This window comes from Salinispira sp., assembly GCF_059431795.1.
In genome coordinates this window covers 74,301-89,739 of record NZ_JBXWXS010000027.1, presented here as the reverse complement: position 1 = coordinate 89,739, position 15,439 = coordinate 74,301, and the positions used below count along the sequence as shown (strand labels likewise).

The 15,439-nt window shown below is 50.3% G+C and carries 16 protein-coding genes and 1 tRNA gene; 14 read left to right on the top strand and 3 right to left on the bottom strand.

From position 1 onward, the window contains the following. Window positions 1–184: 184 nt before the first annotated feature. From AC52PS_RS09180 to AC52PS_RS09150, 7 genes are all read left to right on the top strand, one after another. Window positions 185–625 (top strand): putative signal transducing protein, encoded by a 441-nt coding sequence (locus AC52PS_RS09180; RefSeq protein WP_495562761.1) that lies wholly within the window; start codon window positions 185–187, stop codon window positions 623–625. A 139-nt stretch (window positions 626–764) separates the two neighbouring features. After that, window positions 765–1,199, top strand: coding sequence for a DUF2059 domain-containing protein (locus AC52PS_RS09175; RefSeq protein ID WP_495562760.1), 435 nt, complete (start codon window positions 765–767; stop codon window positions 1,197–1,199). A gap of 3 nt (window positions 1,200–1,202) precedes the next feature. Beyond that, window positions 1,203–1,745 (top strand): NUDIX hydrolase, encoded by a 543-nt coding sequence (locus AC52PS_RS09170; protein WP_495562759.1) that lies wholly within the window; start codon window positions 1,203–1,205, stop codon window positions 1,743–1,745. A 39-nt stretch (window positions 1,746–1,784) separates the two neighbouring features. Beyond that, complete coding sequence (locus AC52PS_RS09165; protein WP_495562758.1) at window positions 1,785–2,192, top strand: hypothetical protein; 408 nt, start codon at window positions 1,785–1,787, stop codon at window positions 2,190–2,192. A 1-nt stretch (window position 2,193) separates the two neighbouring features. Beyond that, window positions 2,194–2,844 carry a DUF1697 domain-containing protein gene (locus AC52PS_RS09160; RefSeq protein ID WP_495562757.1) on the top strand — a complete coding sequence of 217 codons (651 nt, stop codon included), beginning with the start codon at window positions 2,194–2,196 and terminating at the stop codon, window positions 2,842–2,844. A 114-nt stretch (window positions 2,845–2,958) separates the two neighbouring features. Continuing rightward, window positions 2,959–3,594, top strand: coding sequence for an NAD(P)-dependent oxidoreductase (locus AC52PS_RS09155; RefSeq protein ID WP_495562756.1), 636 nt, complete (start codon window positions 2,959–2,961; stop codon window positions 3,592–3,594). A 25-nt stretch (window positions 3,595–3,619) separates the two neighbouring features. Beyond that, window positions 3,620–4,081 (top strand): MarR family winged helix-turn-helix transcriptional regulator, encoded by a 462-nt coding sequence (locus AC52PS_RS09150; protein WP_495562755.1) that lies wholly within the window; start codon window positions 3,620–3,622, stop codon window positions 4,079–4,081. Window positions 4,082–4,406: 325 nt separating this feature from the next. On the opposite strand, the gene groL is transcribed toward AC52PS_RS09150, so the two are convergent. Then, the gene (gene groL, locus AC52PS_RS09145) at window positions 4,407–6,053 is read right to left on the bottom strand and encodes a chaperonin GroEL (RefSeq protein ID WP_495562754.1); all 1,647 of its coding nucleotides are present in this window, start codon (window positions 6,051–6,053) and stop codon (window positions 4,407–4,409) included. Between the two features lie 194 nt (window positions 6,054–6,247). Here groL and AC52PS_RS09140 point away from each other — a divergent pair, with 194 nt between their 5' ends. Next, the gene (locus AC52PS_RS09140) at window positions 6,248–7,993 is read left to right on the top strand and encodes a hypothetical protein (RefSeq protein ID WP_495562753.1); all 1,746 of its coding nucleotides are present in this window, start codon (window positions 6,248–6,250) and stop codon (window positions 7,991–7,993) included. Between the two features lie 35 nt (window positions 7,994–8,028). On the opposite strand, the gene AC52PS_RS09135 is transcribed toward AC52PS_RS09140, so the two are convergent. Then, entirely contained in the window at window positions 8,029–9,471 is a 1,443-nt protein-coding gene (locus AC52PS_RS09135) for a flagellar assembly protein A (protein ID WP_495562752.1), read from the bottom strand. A gap of 213 nt (window positions 9,472–9,684) precedes the next feature. Here AC52PS_RS09135 and argR point away from each other — a divergent pair, with 213 nt between their 5' ends. The 6 genes from argR (at window position 9,685) to AC52PS_RS09105 (ending at window position 15,025) form a co-directional block, all read left to right on the top strand. After that, window positions 9,685–10,155: an arginine repressor gene (gene argR, locus AC52PS_RS09130; protein ID WP_495562751.1), complete on the top strand. Its 471-nt coding sequence runs from the start codon at window positions 9,685–9,687 to the stop codon at window positions 10,153–10,155. A gap of 1 nt (window position 10,156) precedes the next feature. Then, window positions 10,157–11,203 (top strand): N-acetyl-gamma-glutamyl-phosphate reductase, encoded by a 1,047-nt coding sequence (gene argC, locus AC52PS_RS09125; RefSeq protein ID WP_495562750.1) that lies wholly within the window; start codon window positions 10,157–10,159, stop codon window positions 11,201–11,203. 6 nt (window positions 11,204–11,209) lie between these two features. Next, window positions 11,210–11,980, top strand: coding sequence for an acetylglutamate kinase (argB, locus tag AC52PS_RS09120; RefSeq protein WP_495562749.1), 771 nt, complete (start codon window positions 11,210–11,212; stop codon window positions 11,978–11,980). Further along, window positions 11,977–13,245, top strand: a complete 1,269-nt coding sequence (locus AC52PS_RS09115; RefSeq protein ID WP_495562748.1) for an aspartate aminotransferase family protein — start codon at window positions 11,977–11,979, stop codon at window positions 13,243–13,245. Before argB ends, AC52PS_RS09115 begins: the two co-directional genes overlap by 4 nt. Continuing rightward, window positions 13,242–14,516, top strand: coding sequence for an argininosuccinate synthase (locus AC52PS_RS09110; RefSeq protein WP_495562747.1), 1,275 nt, complete (start codon window positions 13,242–13,244; stop codon window positions 14,514–14,516). The genes AC52PS_RS09115 and AC52PS_RS09110 overlap by 4 nt, the downstream gene beginning before the upstream one ends. 435 nt (window positions 14,517–14,951) lie before the next feature. Continuing rightward, window positions 14,952–15,025 (top strand) — tRNA-Arg (locus tag AC52PS_RS09105). Between the two features lie 44 nt (window positions 15,026–15,069). Here AC52PS_RS09105 and AC52PS_RS09100 read toward each other — a convergent pair. Continuing rightward, window positions 15,070–15,360, bottom strand: a complete 291-nt coding sequence (locus AC52PS_RS09100; protein ID WP_495562746.1) for a hypothetical protein — start codon at window positions 15,358–15,360, stop codon at window positions 15,070–15,072. Window positions 15,361–15,439 lie beyond the last annotated feature (79 nt).

Sequence of the window (15,439 nt, the reverse complement as noted above, 5' to 3'; positions counted from 1 at the left end):
GGCTGAATTCTGCCAGCAGTTTAGTGATGTATGGTTGTAGTGTGTTCATAAATCATATACCGGAAAAGAATTACTGCTGCTTGAACTTGCGAATTTTTTTACAAGCTTTGGTGCACTCTAAATTCATCACTTGACGATCATTTTTTTGAAAGACGATACTTAAAGCAGGGGGGCTGAACATATCATGAAAACTGTTTGTGCTTTTGAAACACGGGATCATTTCACCGCACTCAGCGCAAAGGAGCTCCTTGAATCCAACGGCATTCAGTGTTTAATTCCAAATATGTTTCACGGTGGCCTGCAGCCCCATCTTAGTCTGTCGGCAGTCAGTTACCGGGTTCTGGTGGATCCCGAAGATCTGGAAGTTGCCAGGGACCTGATTCAGGGATTTTCCGTGAAGATGCAGGATGAGCACCCCGAATGGTCGGAATCCGAACAGCTGCATCGGCTATTCTACCACTGTCCCGAATGTAAAAGCACAGATATCGCTGAATCTCCGGCAATCCGGGGGTTTTCAGACCTGCTGAATATCATAATTCATATGTCCCCGGAGGCCAGCAAATATCTCAAGCTGCGCTGCCGCAGCTGTTCATTCAGCTGGGAAATTAAAAAATCCACAAAATAGCCTTTGATACACAGTTATTTCACATCATCAGATTAAAACACCGATGATTAGTGAGGATTTTCCTCATCATATGTAAATCTAAAAACCCTATTTTGTAACAAGTCTTGACCCGTACCTCCCCTACGGCAATAATATCAGAATGAAACGATACCTGATCCTTCTTTTTTTATTAATATTAGCGGCATCTGCCTCAGCTCAAAGCAAGGCGGATGATATTGCACGGTTACTGGAGCTCACCAATTCTGCAGACCTGAGCACCCAGGTGATTGAAATGCTCATTCCCCAGTACCAGGCTATGGTACCGGACGTTCCCATGGAATACTGGCAGGGTTTAATGGAAGAGTTCGATGGAGACGACTTGGTTGAACTCATAACTCCTATATATGACCGCCATTTTACCCAGCCGGAAATCCGAGACCTTATCCGCTTTTATGAAAGTGACACAGGCCGCCGCTTTGTGGAACTTCAACCCCAAATAATGCAGGAATCCATGGAAGCGGGACAGAAATGGGGCACGGAACTGGCTCAGCGGATTCAGCAGCGATTGGTTGACGACGGATATTTGAGCCTGTAAAACATGACTTTTTCCCACGTATTCATCCGCTGCCTGGGAACTGACTCCTGGGCACAGCCGGAGAACAGAACTGCAGTGCGCGGGATTATCCGCCACCCGGACGACGCCACCCTTCTCATGATTCACTCCGGATCTAACGGAGATTATAAGTTCCCCGGCGGCGGGGTGAAGCCTGGTGAATCCCCGGACGCTGCGCTGAATAGAGAGTGTCTGGAGGAAACCGGATTCGAACTCAGCTCTACTGGGGTACTGCTGGCAGGCATCCTGGAGAAAAGAGAATCAGCCCTGCCAGGAAGGGACAGTTTTCTCATGCGCTCCCTTTATTATGATGGCAGCGTGGATCCGCAAGCCCGGGGCAATCAAAACCTGGATAAGTATGAACAAAAGCTTACCTTTACGGCCTGTTGGGTCAGCCCTCAACAAGCTTTGGAGGCAAATATCAACGTCCTCGAATCCGCCCCGAGCTCACCGCCACCCTGGACACTTCGTGAAAATTGTATACTTTCTGCTATAATTGAAGGGAAGATCCCTTTCACTGGTAACTGAAAAATCCGCGGGAGTAAAATAACATCACAGGGAGGCGGCATGACCATCAACAATCCCAGAACTCTCAGGGCAGCCGGCGCAACTCTCGGCCCCTTCATTATCGCCCTGGGCTTGATGTTACGGGACGGAAGAGAGATCTGGTACGGCCTGATTCTGCTTATCATATCTCTTTTTGTGTTTCTCATTTTCCAGCGAAACCAACCCAAATACCTTTTCCGCTCCATAGAGGAAGGGATCATCGTCACCGGAGGAAAAACCGGCCTCTATGATCCTGATTTTGTTCCGTATTCTGATATTAACGACGTGGAATATAACTCAGGATTAATTATTGTGAAGCGCAAGACGGACTCACCCATCGAACTCCGCCTGCCCGGGAAGTACCGGGAAAAAGTGGTTCAGGATATCCGTTCCGGTATACGCAGCAAATCAACGAAAGGTGCAGAATAATATGCAGTGGGTCGCCCTCCTTCGGGGAATAAATGTTGGGGGAAAGAACAAGGTTCCCATGAAAGAATTGCGGCAGGCGCTTTCCGCCGCAGGCTTCCACAATGTGCACAGTTATATAGCCTCGGGCAATCTGGTTTTTGCTTCCGGCCGCTCTACCGGCTCAGATGAATCCAGCCCGACTGCATCTATCCCTTCCCAGGATGCCGGCGTCGATAGCGCCGTCGAAGAAAAACCCAATACGGCCCCCTCCGAAGACTACCGACCCCCCGGCAGCGCAGCGTCCATCGCCCGCAGCGTAGAAGACGTTCTCGAAGAAACATTCAGTATTGAAACCCGGGTGCTCGTCCTATCCCGGGAGAGCTTTCTGGAAATTGCAGCCGCAGTCCCAAGGGACTGGACCAACGATAAGGTACAGAAAAGCGATGTTCTATTTCTATTTCCCGAAGATGACTCCCCTGCCATCCTTAATGCTATCCCGCCCAGAGAGGGTGTAGACGATGCCCGCTACATCCCCGGTGCAGTGCTGTGGAACGTTTCCCGGGAAGCCCAGGGAAAGACAGGGCTGAAAAAGATTTTGGGCACCCCCCTGTATCAACATGTGACAATCAGGAACGTGAACAGCGTAAGAAAAATTGCAGAGATGCTCGGCTGATCCCCTCTACACCTCCCACCGCAATGACTGCTGCCAAGTAAAATCCTTGCCTAATTTGCATGACGGCAGTAGATTCATACATATAGTTGCGTACGCATCTTTTGAGGAGGATATATGACAGTTGCAGTTTTCGGATCTACGGGAAAAACCGGACAGATCCTGGTTAAAAAAGCCCTGGATGCAGGCCATGTGGTAAAAGCATTCGCCCGAAACCCGGATAAAATCTCGTTTCGCGATGGAAATCTTTTTATCATTCAGGGAGATGCACTGGATTACCAATCGGTGCATACTGCCGTAAAAGGCTGCGATGGGGTGATCAGCCTTCTGGGAGTGAATCCCAAGAGCGGGGAGTACAGCTTCTTCAACAGCATGAAACATGTGTTCGCCGCAATGAAAGAGGAGAACATCTCACGGATTGTGCTCTCAGCGGGAGCAGGCGTAGGTGACCCGGCGGACAAGCCGGATTTTATGGGCCGGATGATGGGCGGGATCATCAGACTGATAGCCCGGAACGCATACGAAGACGGTATTAAAACGGCGCAGTTCATCCGCAACTCACAGGATATCCAATGGAGCATGATACGGATCCCTATGCTCAGCGACAAGCCTCCAAAGCAGAAAGGAATCAGAGAAGGCTATCTTGGAGTGGGCACAGGCCACAGCCTGTACAGAGGAGACCTGGCGGCGATTATGCTGGATGAACTTGAGAATCCCAAGCGTGTCCACAGTGCGCCGGTGTTTTCCAATTAGAGGATAACTGTGCTAATCTTTCACTATGAACAGTAAAAACCCTGACAGCCGCCCCGGCCCCGCCCTGCCTGAGAACAGCAGAGGGAGCTTCGGATTATGGATCTCTATAATCAACAGAAGCGCACAAAGTTATTTTTATCATCAACTTGAACCCTACGGCCTGGGGACAGGCCAGCAGGCATATTTGCTTGCGCTCCTGCCCGGCGAGGAAATAGCCCAGGAAGCACTGGCCAAACGCCTTCAGGTAGACAGGGCAAATGTGACCCGGGCAGTCCATCAGCTGGTCGAATCAGGATATATAGTGCGAAAGCAATCGGAAAAAGACCGGCGCTCCCGGCTTATCTCCCTCAGCCGGGAAGGCGTCCGGGTACGCACTGAAGTGGAGCATATAGCCGCGAAGTGGATCGAAAAGCTTCGAAGCAGCGTTTCCCCGGAGGAATGGGAGCAGACAGAAAATACCCTCCGAAAAATCGCCCGCAGTCTTTAGTGAGCCGCAATTTCAATTGAGCCGCAGCCTTTATTAAGCCGCAGCATTTCATAAACCGCAGCCTTTATTGAGCCGTACCGGTTCATGAACAATACTCAGTTCCCACTAACATAACAGAGCACTGGACCAGCGCGACACCGGCTTCGTTCAGCCGGTCGGGTATGCCCCCGCTTCGCTGGGCATACAAAAAAACCCGGTCAACCAAATGGAAGACCGGGTTTCTTGCATGTATCTGTTTATGCAATGTGATATGGCGGCGTGATATACAATGTGAAACTATTATCCGGATGAGGCCGCCGTTTAAAGCGCTGCTCCGGAAAACAGCTTACATCATGGGCATTCCGCCCATTCCACCCATGCCGCCGCCGCCAGCAGGTGCGGGCTCTTCCTTCTCGGGAAGATCGGTGATTGCACATTCTGTTGTGAGAAGCAGGCTTGCAATGGAAGCAGCATTCTGCAGGGCAGAACGTGTTACCTTTGCAGGATCGATTATTCCGCTCTTCAGCATATCTACCCATTCCATGTTGTATGCATCGAAACCGACGCCCTTCTTCTCTGCCTTAGCCTGGTTGGCCACTACCGCACCGTCAAGACCTGCGTTAATGGCAATCTGACGGATCGGTTCTTCAAGAGAACGGGTAACGATCTTGAATCCGATTCTTTCATCTTCGGGAAGCTTGGAGATATCAATCTTTTCCATGGCAGGGACTACCTGAATCAGGCTTGCTCCACCGCCGGGGATAATCCCCTCTTCAATTGCGGCGCGAGTTGCGGAAAGAGCATCTTCAACACGGTGCTTTTTCTCTTTCAGTTCAACTTCGGTAGCCGCACCTACATTGATCACAGCTACACCGCCGGCCAGCTTGGCAAGTCGTTCCTGCAGCTTTTCCTGATCATAGTCCGAGGTGGTTTCGGCAATCTGTGCCTTTATCTGGGCAATCCGGTCTTTAATGTCAGCGGCCTTTCCTTCGCCGTTGATAACGGTGGTGTTTTCCTTATCAACCTTGATGCTCTTGGCTTGACCCAGCATGCTGATATCCGCATTTTCCAGCTTCATACCCAGCTCTTCGCTGATAACCGTACCACCGGTAAGGATGGCAATATCTTCCAGCATGGCTTTTCGGCGGTCGCCGAAACCGGGCGCTTTAACAGCACATACGTTGATGGTTCCCCGAATGCTGTTTACAACAAGGGTGGAAAGAGCTTCGCCGTCAACATCTTCTGCAATAATCAGAAGAGCTTTGCCCGACTGTGCAATTTTTTCAAGAATGGGAAGAAGATCTTTCATGCTGCTGATTTTCTTGTCATGGATAAGAATGTAGGGATTTTCCATAACGGTGGTCATGGTGTCCCGGTTGGTTGCAAAATATGCAGAGAGATATCCGCGGTCGAACTGCATACCTTCCACGAAATCAACAGTGGTATCGATGGTTTTACTTTCTTCAACGGTGATTACACCGTCTTTTCCAACCTTCTCCATTGCATTTGCAATTTCTTCACCGATAACGTGGTCGTTATTGGCGGAAATGGCTGCAACCTGTGCAATCTCTTCCTTGTCCTTGATGTCTTTCTTGAGCTTGCGGATTTCAGCAACTGCGCTTTCAACCGCAGAATCAATTCCCCGTTTCAGACCCATGGGATTAATTCCTGCAGCCACAGATTTCAGACCCTCGCGGATAATACTGTAGGCAAGTACTGTCGCCGTTGTTGTACCGTCACCGGCCACATCATTTGTTTTTGTAGCAACTTCTTTGAGAAGCTGAGCTCCCATGTTTTCATAGGGATCTTCCAGCTCAATTTCTTTTGCCACAGATACACCGTCTTTCGTTACGGTAGGTGCACCAAACTTTTTGTCCAACAGTACATTCCGACCCTTAGGACCCAGGGTTACCTTAACCGCATTGGAGAGTTTCTCCACACCACGAAGCAGACTTCTCCGTGCTTCTTCATTGAACTGTAGTTGTTTAGCCATACAATCCTTTCCTCACTTAGAGAGTGTTTTATAGAGACAATAATGAAAATGTCTTAGATTGATTGTAAAATACAGAAATTTAGCGGAAACATCAACAAAAAAAATCCTGACCATTCGTGATTTTTATGATACAAAGTGAGGAGTTCCGGTGTATATGAATGCAGCCGGCTATAATTTCTTCAAAAGGCCCTGGTATGACTGCTGAGATTCTACCTCTTATCTCAATCTACGGAGAAAGCGAACCACAGATCCATAAGCTTATTGACTTTCTCCATCAGGAAGGTAACGCCATACGTGTGGCCGTCCGCTGTCCCCTGAGAGGTTTGGAAACCCTCAATGAAGATACCTGGGATCAATTAAAGCCCTTTCTCAACTCGGGCAGCATCCATTTTTTCCCCGACAGCTTTTCAGGAAGCTATCACGGGCTTATGAACAAGCGACAGCTGAAAACCGAGTTGAAAGAGTCCCACAAACGTTCCTCGGCGCTTTTTCCCGGTAAGAAACTTGTGTTTATGCCAAAGTGGCATGATATTTTCCGTACAGAAGCCCGTGAGATGTACCACGATATTCTGGGTACGGTGCTTATTCCCCATCGCTATTACGGAAATTTCCATTGGTATTCCCTGCTGGGATCCGAGCAGCATCTGATCCCCGCCATCAATCCGGGAATCCAGGAGTATCAGGGCAAACTGGGGCTCTTCTTTTTACAGCATAGAGTGCATCATATTGAAAAACGGATTCAGGAGATGATTCAACACCGGGAACTGCAGCATAGCGGAACTTACCAGATTATCCTGGAGATCGGGGCGTCCGGTCATGCCTTCCCCGCCGAGATGCTTGAGCAAATCCTGGAACTCCGGGAGAAGGGGGTTCAGTTCACCTCCGGATCAGAAAACCTTACCTTTCTTTCCTATTCAGGAAGTCCCGATTCCCATAGCCGGAGCCTGCAGCCGGGAACCATTCTTCCCGCCCTTTTCGACCCGCCGATGCACACGCCGGGCTTCACCGCTCAGCTTTTCCCAGCCTCAAGGCTGCAGCAGGAAGAGAAGCATCGCCCGGTATACAGCAGCCTCTCCACCATTCCCCATCCTGAGCAGAGGGTTGAACCCCGGAGACCGGAGCGGGAGATCACCTCCAGCATGATAGGCCAGGCCAGGTTAAAGGAGCAGGAACTGGAAGCGGTTTTCCTCAACGGAAATATTCGATCAATAGTAAGCCGGGGAAAGGAGTTCTCCTTCAGCAAAGGAATATCTTCCCGGGTCGAGTTCCATGGACAGAACAGGAATTCCGCGGCATATTTCGAACTGGAAAGTGCCTTTGCAGTGGAGGATGAACACAGCAGGGGCCTGCGACAAACCCTGCACCTTAAGGACGATTCGGTACAGATAGCCGGAAGAATCATTAATGATTTCCTGCTGATCGGCGATAACCGCCAACTCTACATGGACAGCTACATCCAGCACCCCTGGCTGAAGGACGGTTCAGAGTTCGGAGAGTATGTTCCCCAAATGATCACCCTCTGGGATGCACTTGAAAGAGACCGAAGAATCGTTCTCCGTTCCATGAACTCGGATGCCAGCGAGAGAAGCATCAATATCGACCTCAACCTCATAGAGGGCCGGGAGCTCATACTTCTTCCAGGCAGCAGCTGGATTTTCAGCAGTGGAGATCAGCATCTGGGAATCGACCTGATCTACGGCAGCAAGAGCCGAATAAACCTGCCTGGGGCTTGCATTATCGAAGCGGGGAAGAAGGGCGTGTCCAGGATTTCATTCGCACCCGCAGGGATCTATATTCAACCCGATTCGGCACTGGTCAACGGCCTATTGGAACACTACAGCCTTAGGCTGATTCCGAATATCAGCAAGTTTGAAGACTTCGGAACCATTGAACGGAAAGTATACCGAAAAATTCACGATCCTTTTGTAATCTATTACTGATATTTCCAGGCCTTTCCCAATACCCCAAACGGGCCCTATATATCTTCGCTGATAATCCGGTCACCCTCTTCACTGAGTCTAAAACGCCTTTTCTGTACTTCCTCACGGATGCTCAATTCCACGTTTCCGAAACGGATAATAACCCCGGGATGAACCCTCCCCTGAACCTCAATAGCCGAGTCGGGCATCGTTGCACTGAGTTCAAGGGCCTGAGATATCTCTTCCTGGAGGGCGGCCTTCTCCTCAGCCAAACGCCGGATCAGTCCGGGTATGCGTTCATTGGGGATATTCCCGGAAACCTTCCCCTTCTTTTCATGAGCAGCTCGATCGCGAAGTTTCTGTTCCTTGAGTTCCAGTTCCTGGAAGCGGTTCCGGTTATACTCCAGCTTCCGTAATGCTACAAAATCCACACCCCCATGAACAACAGTACGCAATTCCGCATCGTTACCCAGCTCCTCAATCCGAAGAAGTCCGGAAAGGGTGGTGGACCCGCCGACAATTTTGCCTTTTTCACAGCTGATATTCCCAAGGCAGTTCACCCTGGACTGCACGATTGCCCTGGCGATGGTGATATCGCTAAACACATCCACCGTACAGTGTTCAATGAACTTAGCGCTCAGCATGCCTTTGACCCGGACAACCGCTTTCCCCCTGCCGATAATCCCTTCGGCACAGCTTATATTTCCCTTACAGAAGATTTCGAATGCATCGATGGTGGATTTGGAATCTAAATTCCCCCCCACCCATATTCGGAATCCATCCTGTACCTGCCCCTTCAAAATAATATTGCCGGGAAAGCGGATATTCCCTGTGGCGTAGCCCACATCTCCTGAGATTTCAATGTTGGTATCCACACCAAAGCGTTCCTTATCCCATACAAGGCGCCCTGAAACCGCTGCAAACACATTTCCCCCGTCATCAACCCGGGTATTCAGCCCCGGCTCCAGGGATTTCAACGCCACCTCTCCAAAAGGCAGGACTTCGCCTTTTACATTATGCCCCTCCTGACCGGGACGCACGGGAACGGGTTTTGCCAGGAGCTGATTTTCATGGATCACTTCAATGCTTTTCGTCTCCCGGTGATCCACCCGGCCCTGGACACTGTGACTGTCCTTATCATAAATTTCTTCATCATCACCTGGAGGATGATACAATCCCGCACCGTCCACCTGGCGGAATATTCTGCTCTGGCTTCGGAGCACGGGGCTGAAAAGGAGGGTGGGAGGTATCTGATCCTGTGGCGGAGCACCCCTGGCAATCACCACTCCGGTAATGCGTACATGCTCATGGTTGCATCGGTACAGGCTGCTGCGGATCTGCTCCCAGTCCAGGCCGTACGCAATTCCGCCGGCCTGGAGTTCATTTTCAATATCTTCTATATTTAAAGCACGCCCGCCCTTCGCCGGTGGTGTAAAATTTCCAAGGGCGGTGAGACCATCCTGCGAAACTGAGAAACTGAATTGTCCGTCCACAACCATGTCTGAGCTCCTGTTTTGGAAGTTTCTCAATCACAGTATCGACAAATTTACCGGAAAAATGGAGAGTAGAGGTCCATTATTCCAAATCAGCCTGCATTTTCTACAAATTTGTCGCTTTTTTTGTTCATTTTATTGAACAGAGCTGTTGCACAAAACACTCGATCCGCCATATATTTATGCATAAGAACGGTATATTTATTTACAGAGGTTGTAGTGAAAGAACGAACACAACGACTCAAAGCAATTAAGCGGATTATCCGCAGTCATCGGATTAACAGCCAGGAAACACTATTAAACCACCTGGTACGCGACGGTTTCAACGTCACCCAGGCTACCCTTTCCCGGGATTTGAAACTTCTGAAAGTGGGAAAAATTTCCGAAGGTGCCGACGGCTATTACTACAGCCTTCCCAGCGAAGAAGAGCGCAAGGAATCGGAACACAGTTATGTCCTGGATTTTCAACGGGGATTCGTTTCCATCGATTTCTCCCATAACATGGGGGTAATCAGGACGCTTCCCGGTCATGCAGGCTCAGTTGCCCTTGCTCTGGACAGCATAGCCTTTGAAGATGTGCTTGGGACCATTGCAGGGGATGACACCGTGGTCATAATCATCCGGGAAGGTGTCAGCAATGCTCAAATGATGGAAATTCTCAGGAGTAAATTCCCGGATCTGGACGAATGATATGAAAGCTGCCGTAATCGGGAGCACCGGCTACACGGGCCAGGTACTCCTGAGACTTCTCTCTCACCATCCCAATATCCACAGTATATATCCCGTTTCCCGGGGCAGGGCGGATACCTCTGTCTTCGACCAGGACCCCGGTCTTGATCCAGCCTGTGCACATAAATTCGCAGATGTTTCAGGGAAATACGTGGCCATGGAATCCTTTCACACAGTATCACATCAGGCAGATGTAATTTTTGCCGCACTGCCCCACCTGAAATCCGCTGAAACCCTTGAGGGGCTTTTCAGCGCTTCGGTAGTTATTGATCTCTCTGCGGATTTCCGGATTCCCGATCATGAAATTTTTCAATCCGCATACGGGGTGCAGCCGCCCCGGCCGGATCTGCTCAAGACAGCGGTGTACGGGCTCAGTGAAATTAACCGGGAGAAAATTGCCGCAGCGGATCTGATCGCCAATCCCGGGTGCTATCCCACCGCAAGCATGCTTCCCCTTTTGCCCCTTGCCCGGGAAGGACTGATCGGATCGGATGTGATCATTAACGCAATGAGTGGAATTTCCGGAGCCGGAAAAAAGGAACGGGAGAACCTCCTCTATACCAGCAGAACGGAAAACGCCGCAGCCTACGCTCCAGGGCGGAGCCACCGTCATTGGCAGGAAATTCAGTTTCATCTGAACCGCCTTTCAGGAACCACCGGGTATCAATGCTATTTTACTCCTCACATGGTTCCCATGCATCACGGAATGGCGGTTACCACCAGCTTCACCATCCCTTCCGGGCTGAAATCCTCAACGATTTCTGAAATTTTCCGGCAAAGTTACGGCGACTCAAGCTTTGTGCGGCTCCGCAGCGATATTCCTGAAACTAAGGATGTGCGGAGCACCAACCGCTGCGACATCCACTGGCATATGGAGGGGAACAGAATCTTTTTGATTTCTGTGATTGACAACCTCTATAAGGGTGCTTCAGGACAGGCCGTTCAGAACATGAATATCCGCTTCGGACTGGATGAACAGGCAGGCCTGAAGCTTCACGGTGAAGTGTAGGTATCCATGAAAAACCCGGGAATTATCAAGATAGGCGGAAGATGTGCCTCCCGAATGGATCTCATAGAAGACCTTCTTCGGGATATTCAGCAAAGGGAACGTGAACAGTCGTGGATAATTGTCCATGGCGGAGGCGATGTTGTGAGCTCAATTTCCCGTAGATACGGGTTTGAGCCCAGGTTCATCGATGGAATCCGGCAAACCAGTCCGGATGAAATGGAACTGATTGATATGGGTCTGGCGGGGATAGTAAACACATCAATTCTCAGAAGGGCGACTGCATTGGGAATTCCAGCTGTGGGGATCAGCGGTGTTGACGGAGGCCTCATTTCCGCAGAACCCCTCAGCCATGACAACCGTACCGGCAGGGTGAGAGCATGCAGACCGAACATCATTTTCGATCTGCTGAATGGGGGATACCTTCCGGTAATAAGCCCGGTGAGCAGCAGCAGCGACGGAAAAGGACTGAATATTAACGCAGACGATGCCGCCCTTGCCATAGCCGAAGCTATCCGGCCCCCACAGCTTGTCTTTATTTCAGATATCCCCGGAGTAATGAATGACGGTGAACGTATTCCTGTATTGGATAGCGTGGAGGCAAACCGGCTGATTCATGAAGGAATCATTCACGGCGGAATGATCCCCAAGGTAAGGAACGCACTCAATGCGGTTGAAACAGGATGCGCTGAAGCCATAATCGGCGATTTGAAATACGGACTCTCCGGATTACTCGAAAACCGCAGAGGAACCCGTTTCCCCGGAAGGAGTAGATTATGAAGCATACAGATCAAATTACCAACATGAAGGGTTACACCAGTTCACACAGAATGCCCAGGCAGTATGCAGACAGTCTGCTGATCATGGCAGAAGGGTCAGAGGTTCGTCTTACAGATGCCGGTGGCCGGGAGTACCTGGATTTCGCCTCGGGCATTGCAGTGAATGCATTAGGATACGGACGCAAAGAGCTTGCGGATATTATGGCCGCACAAGCTGAGAAGCTCATTCATATCAGCAATTTATTTACCACCGCCCCAGCACTTGAACTGGCGGAAAAGCTCTGCAGCTCGTCCCCGCGGCCTGAGGATCAGCCATGGAAAGCGGGAATGAATCCTGGGTACTTTAACGCCGTCCACTTCGGAAACAGCGGTACGGAGGCCAACGAAGCCGCCCTGAAGTATGCCCGGGCGTATCAGATACGAAGCGGGCGGAAACGGAGAAACAAATTTCTGGCATTCACCAACAGTTTTCACGGAAGAACCATGGGTGCTCTTTCGGTAACATCCACTGAGAAATACCGAAAACCTTTTTCTCCCCTGGTACCCGGAGCAATGTTTGCTGAGTACAATAATGTGAAAGACCTTGCACGGAAACTGAAATCTTCGGTTGGGGGAGTTATTGTGGAGGTAATCCAGGGCGAAGGGGGAATTATCTCCATGAACCGGGAATTTGCCGCAGAACTGAATCGTCTCTGCAGGAAAAAAGATATCATTCTCATTGCAGATGAGGTTCAGACCGGCCTGGGGCGAACCGGAACCCTTTTTGCCAGCGAGGCAGTGGGACTTGAACCGGATATCATCACCCTTTCCAAACCTCTTGCGGGAGGATTACCCCTTTCCGCCACCCTTATTACCGAACATGTGAACACCCGCCTCCACCCGGGAGATCATGCAAGCACCTTTGGAGGCGGTCCGGTGACAACCGCTGTGGGATCATTTATCTGGGATGAGATCAACCGCCCCGGATTCCTGTCATCGGTGCGCACCATGTCACAGTTTCTCCAGCAGCGCCTTGAAGCAGTGAGCCACGCATTTCCCGGGATTTTCCGGGAAGGGGAAGTGAGGGGCCGGGGAATGCTCCGGGGCCTGGTGGTCCGGGATCCTGAAATTCTTCCCCGAATCCTCGCCTCTGCAATGGATCAGGGTCTTCTCCTGCTGAGGGCGGGCACCGATGTTCTGCGCTTCGCCCCACCCCTGATTATCAAGAAAGATGACATAAACGAAATGGAAAACAAATTACGGACAGTATTAGGGAGTATTAAATGAGTGAGAAGCAGGATACAAAGAAAATTGTCCTTGCATATTCGGGAGGTCTGGATACCTCGATTATCATCCCCTGGCTGAAGGAGAACTACGATAATCCGGAAATTATCGGCGTTTGTGTGAATGTGGGACAGGAGGAAGACTGGGATGCAATGGAAGATAAGGCCAAGGCATCCGGGGCGAGCAAGCTGTACATTATAGATGCCCGTGAGGAATTCGCTCGGGATTATCTCTGGCCCATGCTCCGGGCCGGAGCCATTTACGAGGGGAAATACCTGCTGGGTACATCCATCGCCCGACCTCTGCAGGCCAAACACCAGGTTCAGGTGGCCCTTAAAGAAGGTGCCTGGGCATTGGCACACGGCTGTACCGGGAAGGGTAACGATCAGGTGCGTTTTGAGCTTACCTACAAGGCTCTTGCCCCTGAACTGGAAATCATTGCCCCATGGCGGCTTTGGGCCATCAGGAGCCGGGAACAGGCCATAGAGTACGCCCAGAAACACCGAATCCCCATCGGCAACATCAGTAAAAAAAATATCTACAGCAGGGACTGGAATATCTGGCACATGAGCCACGAAGGCGGCGACCTGGAAAATACATGGAACCGGGCTCAGAAAGAGATGTTTCAGCTTTCGGTGGATCCCAAAGATGCTCCGGATGAAGAAACCGAACTGATTATCGAGTTCGAGAAAGGCTTCCCGGTAGGAGTGAACGGCAAACATCAATCGCCTCTGGAAATCCTGGAACTTCTCAACCGTATCGGGGGAGCAAACGGAGTCGGCAGGGCCGACCTGGTGGAAACCCGGCTGGTGGGGATGAAAAGCCGGGGAGTATATGAAACCCCCGCAGGAACCATTCTCCACACAGCGCTCCGGGAACTTGAGATGATCACCCTGGACTTCGACACCCTCTCCATGAAAAATGTTCTGGCGCTCAAATATGCGGATATGGTATATGCCGGGAAATGGTTCGGCCACTTCCGGGAAAGCATGGATGCATACACGGAAGAATCCATGAAATACTGCAGCGGTGAGGTGCGTCTGGTTCTCTACAAAGGGAATATCAGCATTGTGGGCCGGAAAAGCCCCTACAGTCTCTATCTTGAGGATCTGGCGAGCTTCGGGGAAAGCAGCTATGACCACCGGGATGCCACAGGTTTTATTAACCTGTACGGTCTGTCCACCGGTGTACAGGCAATTGTACATGAGAAGCGAGGTGCCCTCAGCGGACCCGCTGCGGATATGCGGGCCATGGCAGGCTTCAGCGAAAAATAGCGCTGAAACAGTGCCGTCGAGGCAAAAAAAACTCCTGATGATGAAATCATCATCAGGAGTCTAATCCCATGGCGCCTAACAGGCGCTCAAAAACGGTAGCAGACGACCTTCGTCTTGTACCAAAGCGGGTTCTCCGGGAATCCTATTTGAATCCAGAGGGAATGGAGGAAAAGAAAACTTCCCGCAAAGTTTTCTATAATTCCTTCAATATCTTGCTAACCACCACAAGACCGGAAAACCCTAAAAGATTTTGTATCCCCCAATCCTGATGAAATTGTAACATGACCCCAAAGGCTTGCAAAGAAAAACTTGCATTTTTGTTGAACCAATTTCATCCCGTACTTTTTGAAAGATGTTGCGTTTCGTTGCAATTATTTACCGGGTCTGATATTGTTTCCAGCGCCGGGATTCACCGGCTTTCATCAATGAATTCCCGCTCCGGTAGCTCAGCTGGATAGAGCAGCTGCCTCCTAAGCAGCAGGTCGGACGTTCGAATCGTCTCCGGGGCATTTCGTTTCTTATAGCGTTCGCAAATACAAACGCCGAAGACAAATCAACTTTTTCGCCCCCGTGCAAGACCGAACAGTAACGCTCCTCCCACTGCACCCACAAGACCTGATATGAGTATATTCCGACGAATGGTTTCAATATCCAAAATAACGTTCTGAATGGATTTCCCCAGAGAGCGAATAGCCTCAGAGAGGTTTTCCGGGTCCTGGTCCGCATTGAATGCAATAATTGTTTTCACCGGAATATATTCATCTCCAATCTGTGCGAAGATCAAATAGCCCACCACAAGTCCTGCAGTTAATCCTATAACAATGAGTAGTAGTAATCTGGACATGACTCCTCCTTAATAATCAAAAATAAGCAGAGCAACAGGGCACACTCAAGCATCCGGAGAAATTCCAAAATCGCCGATT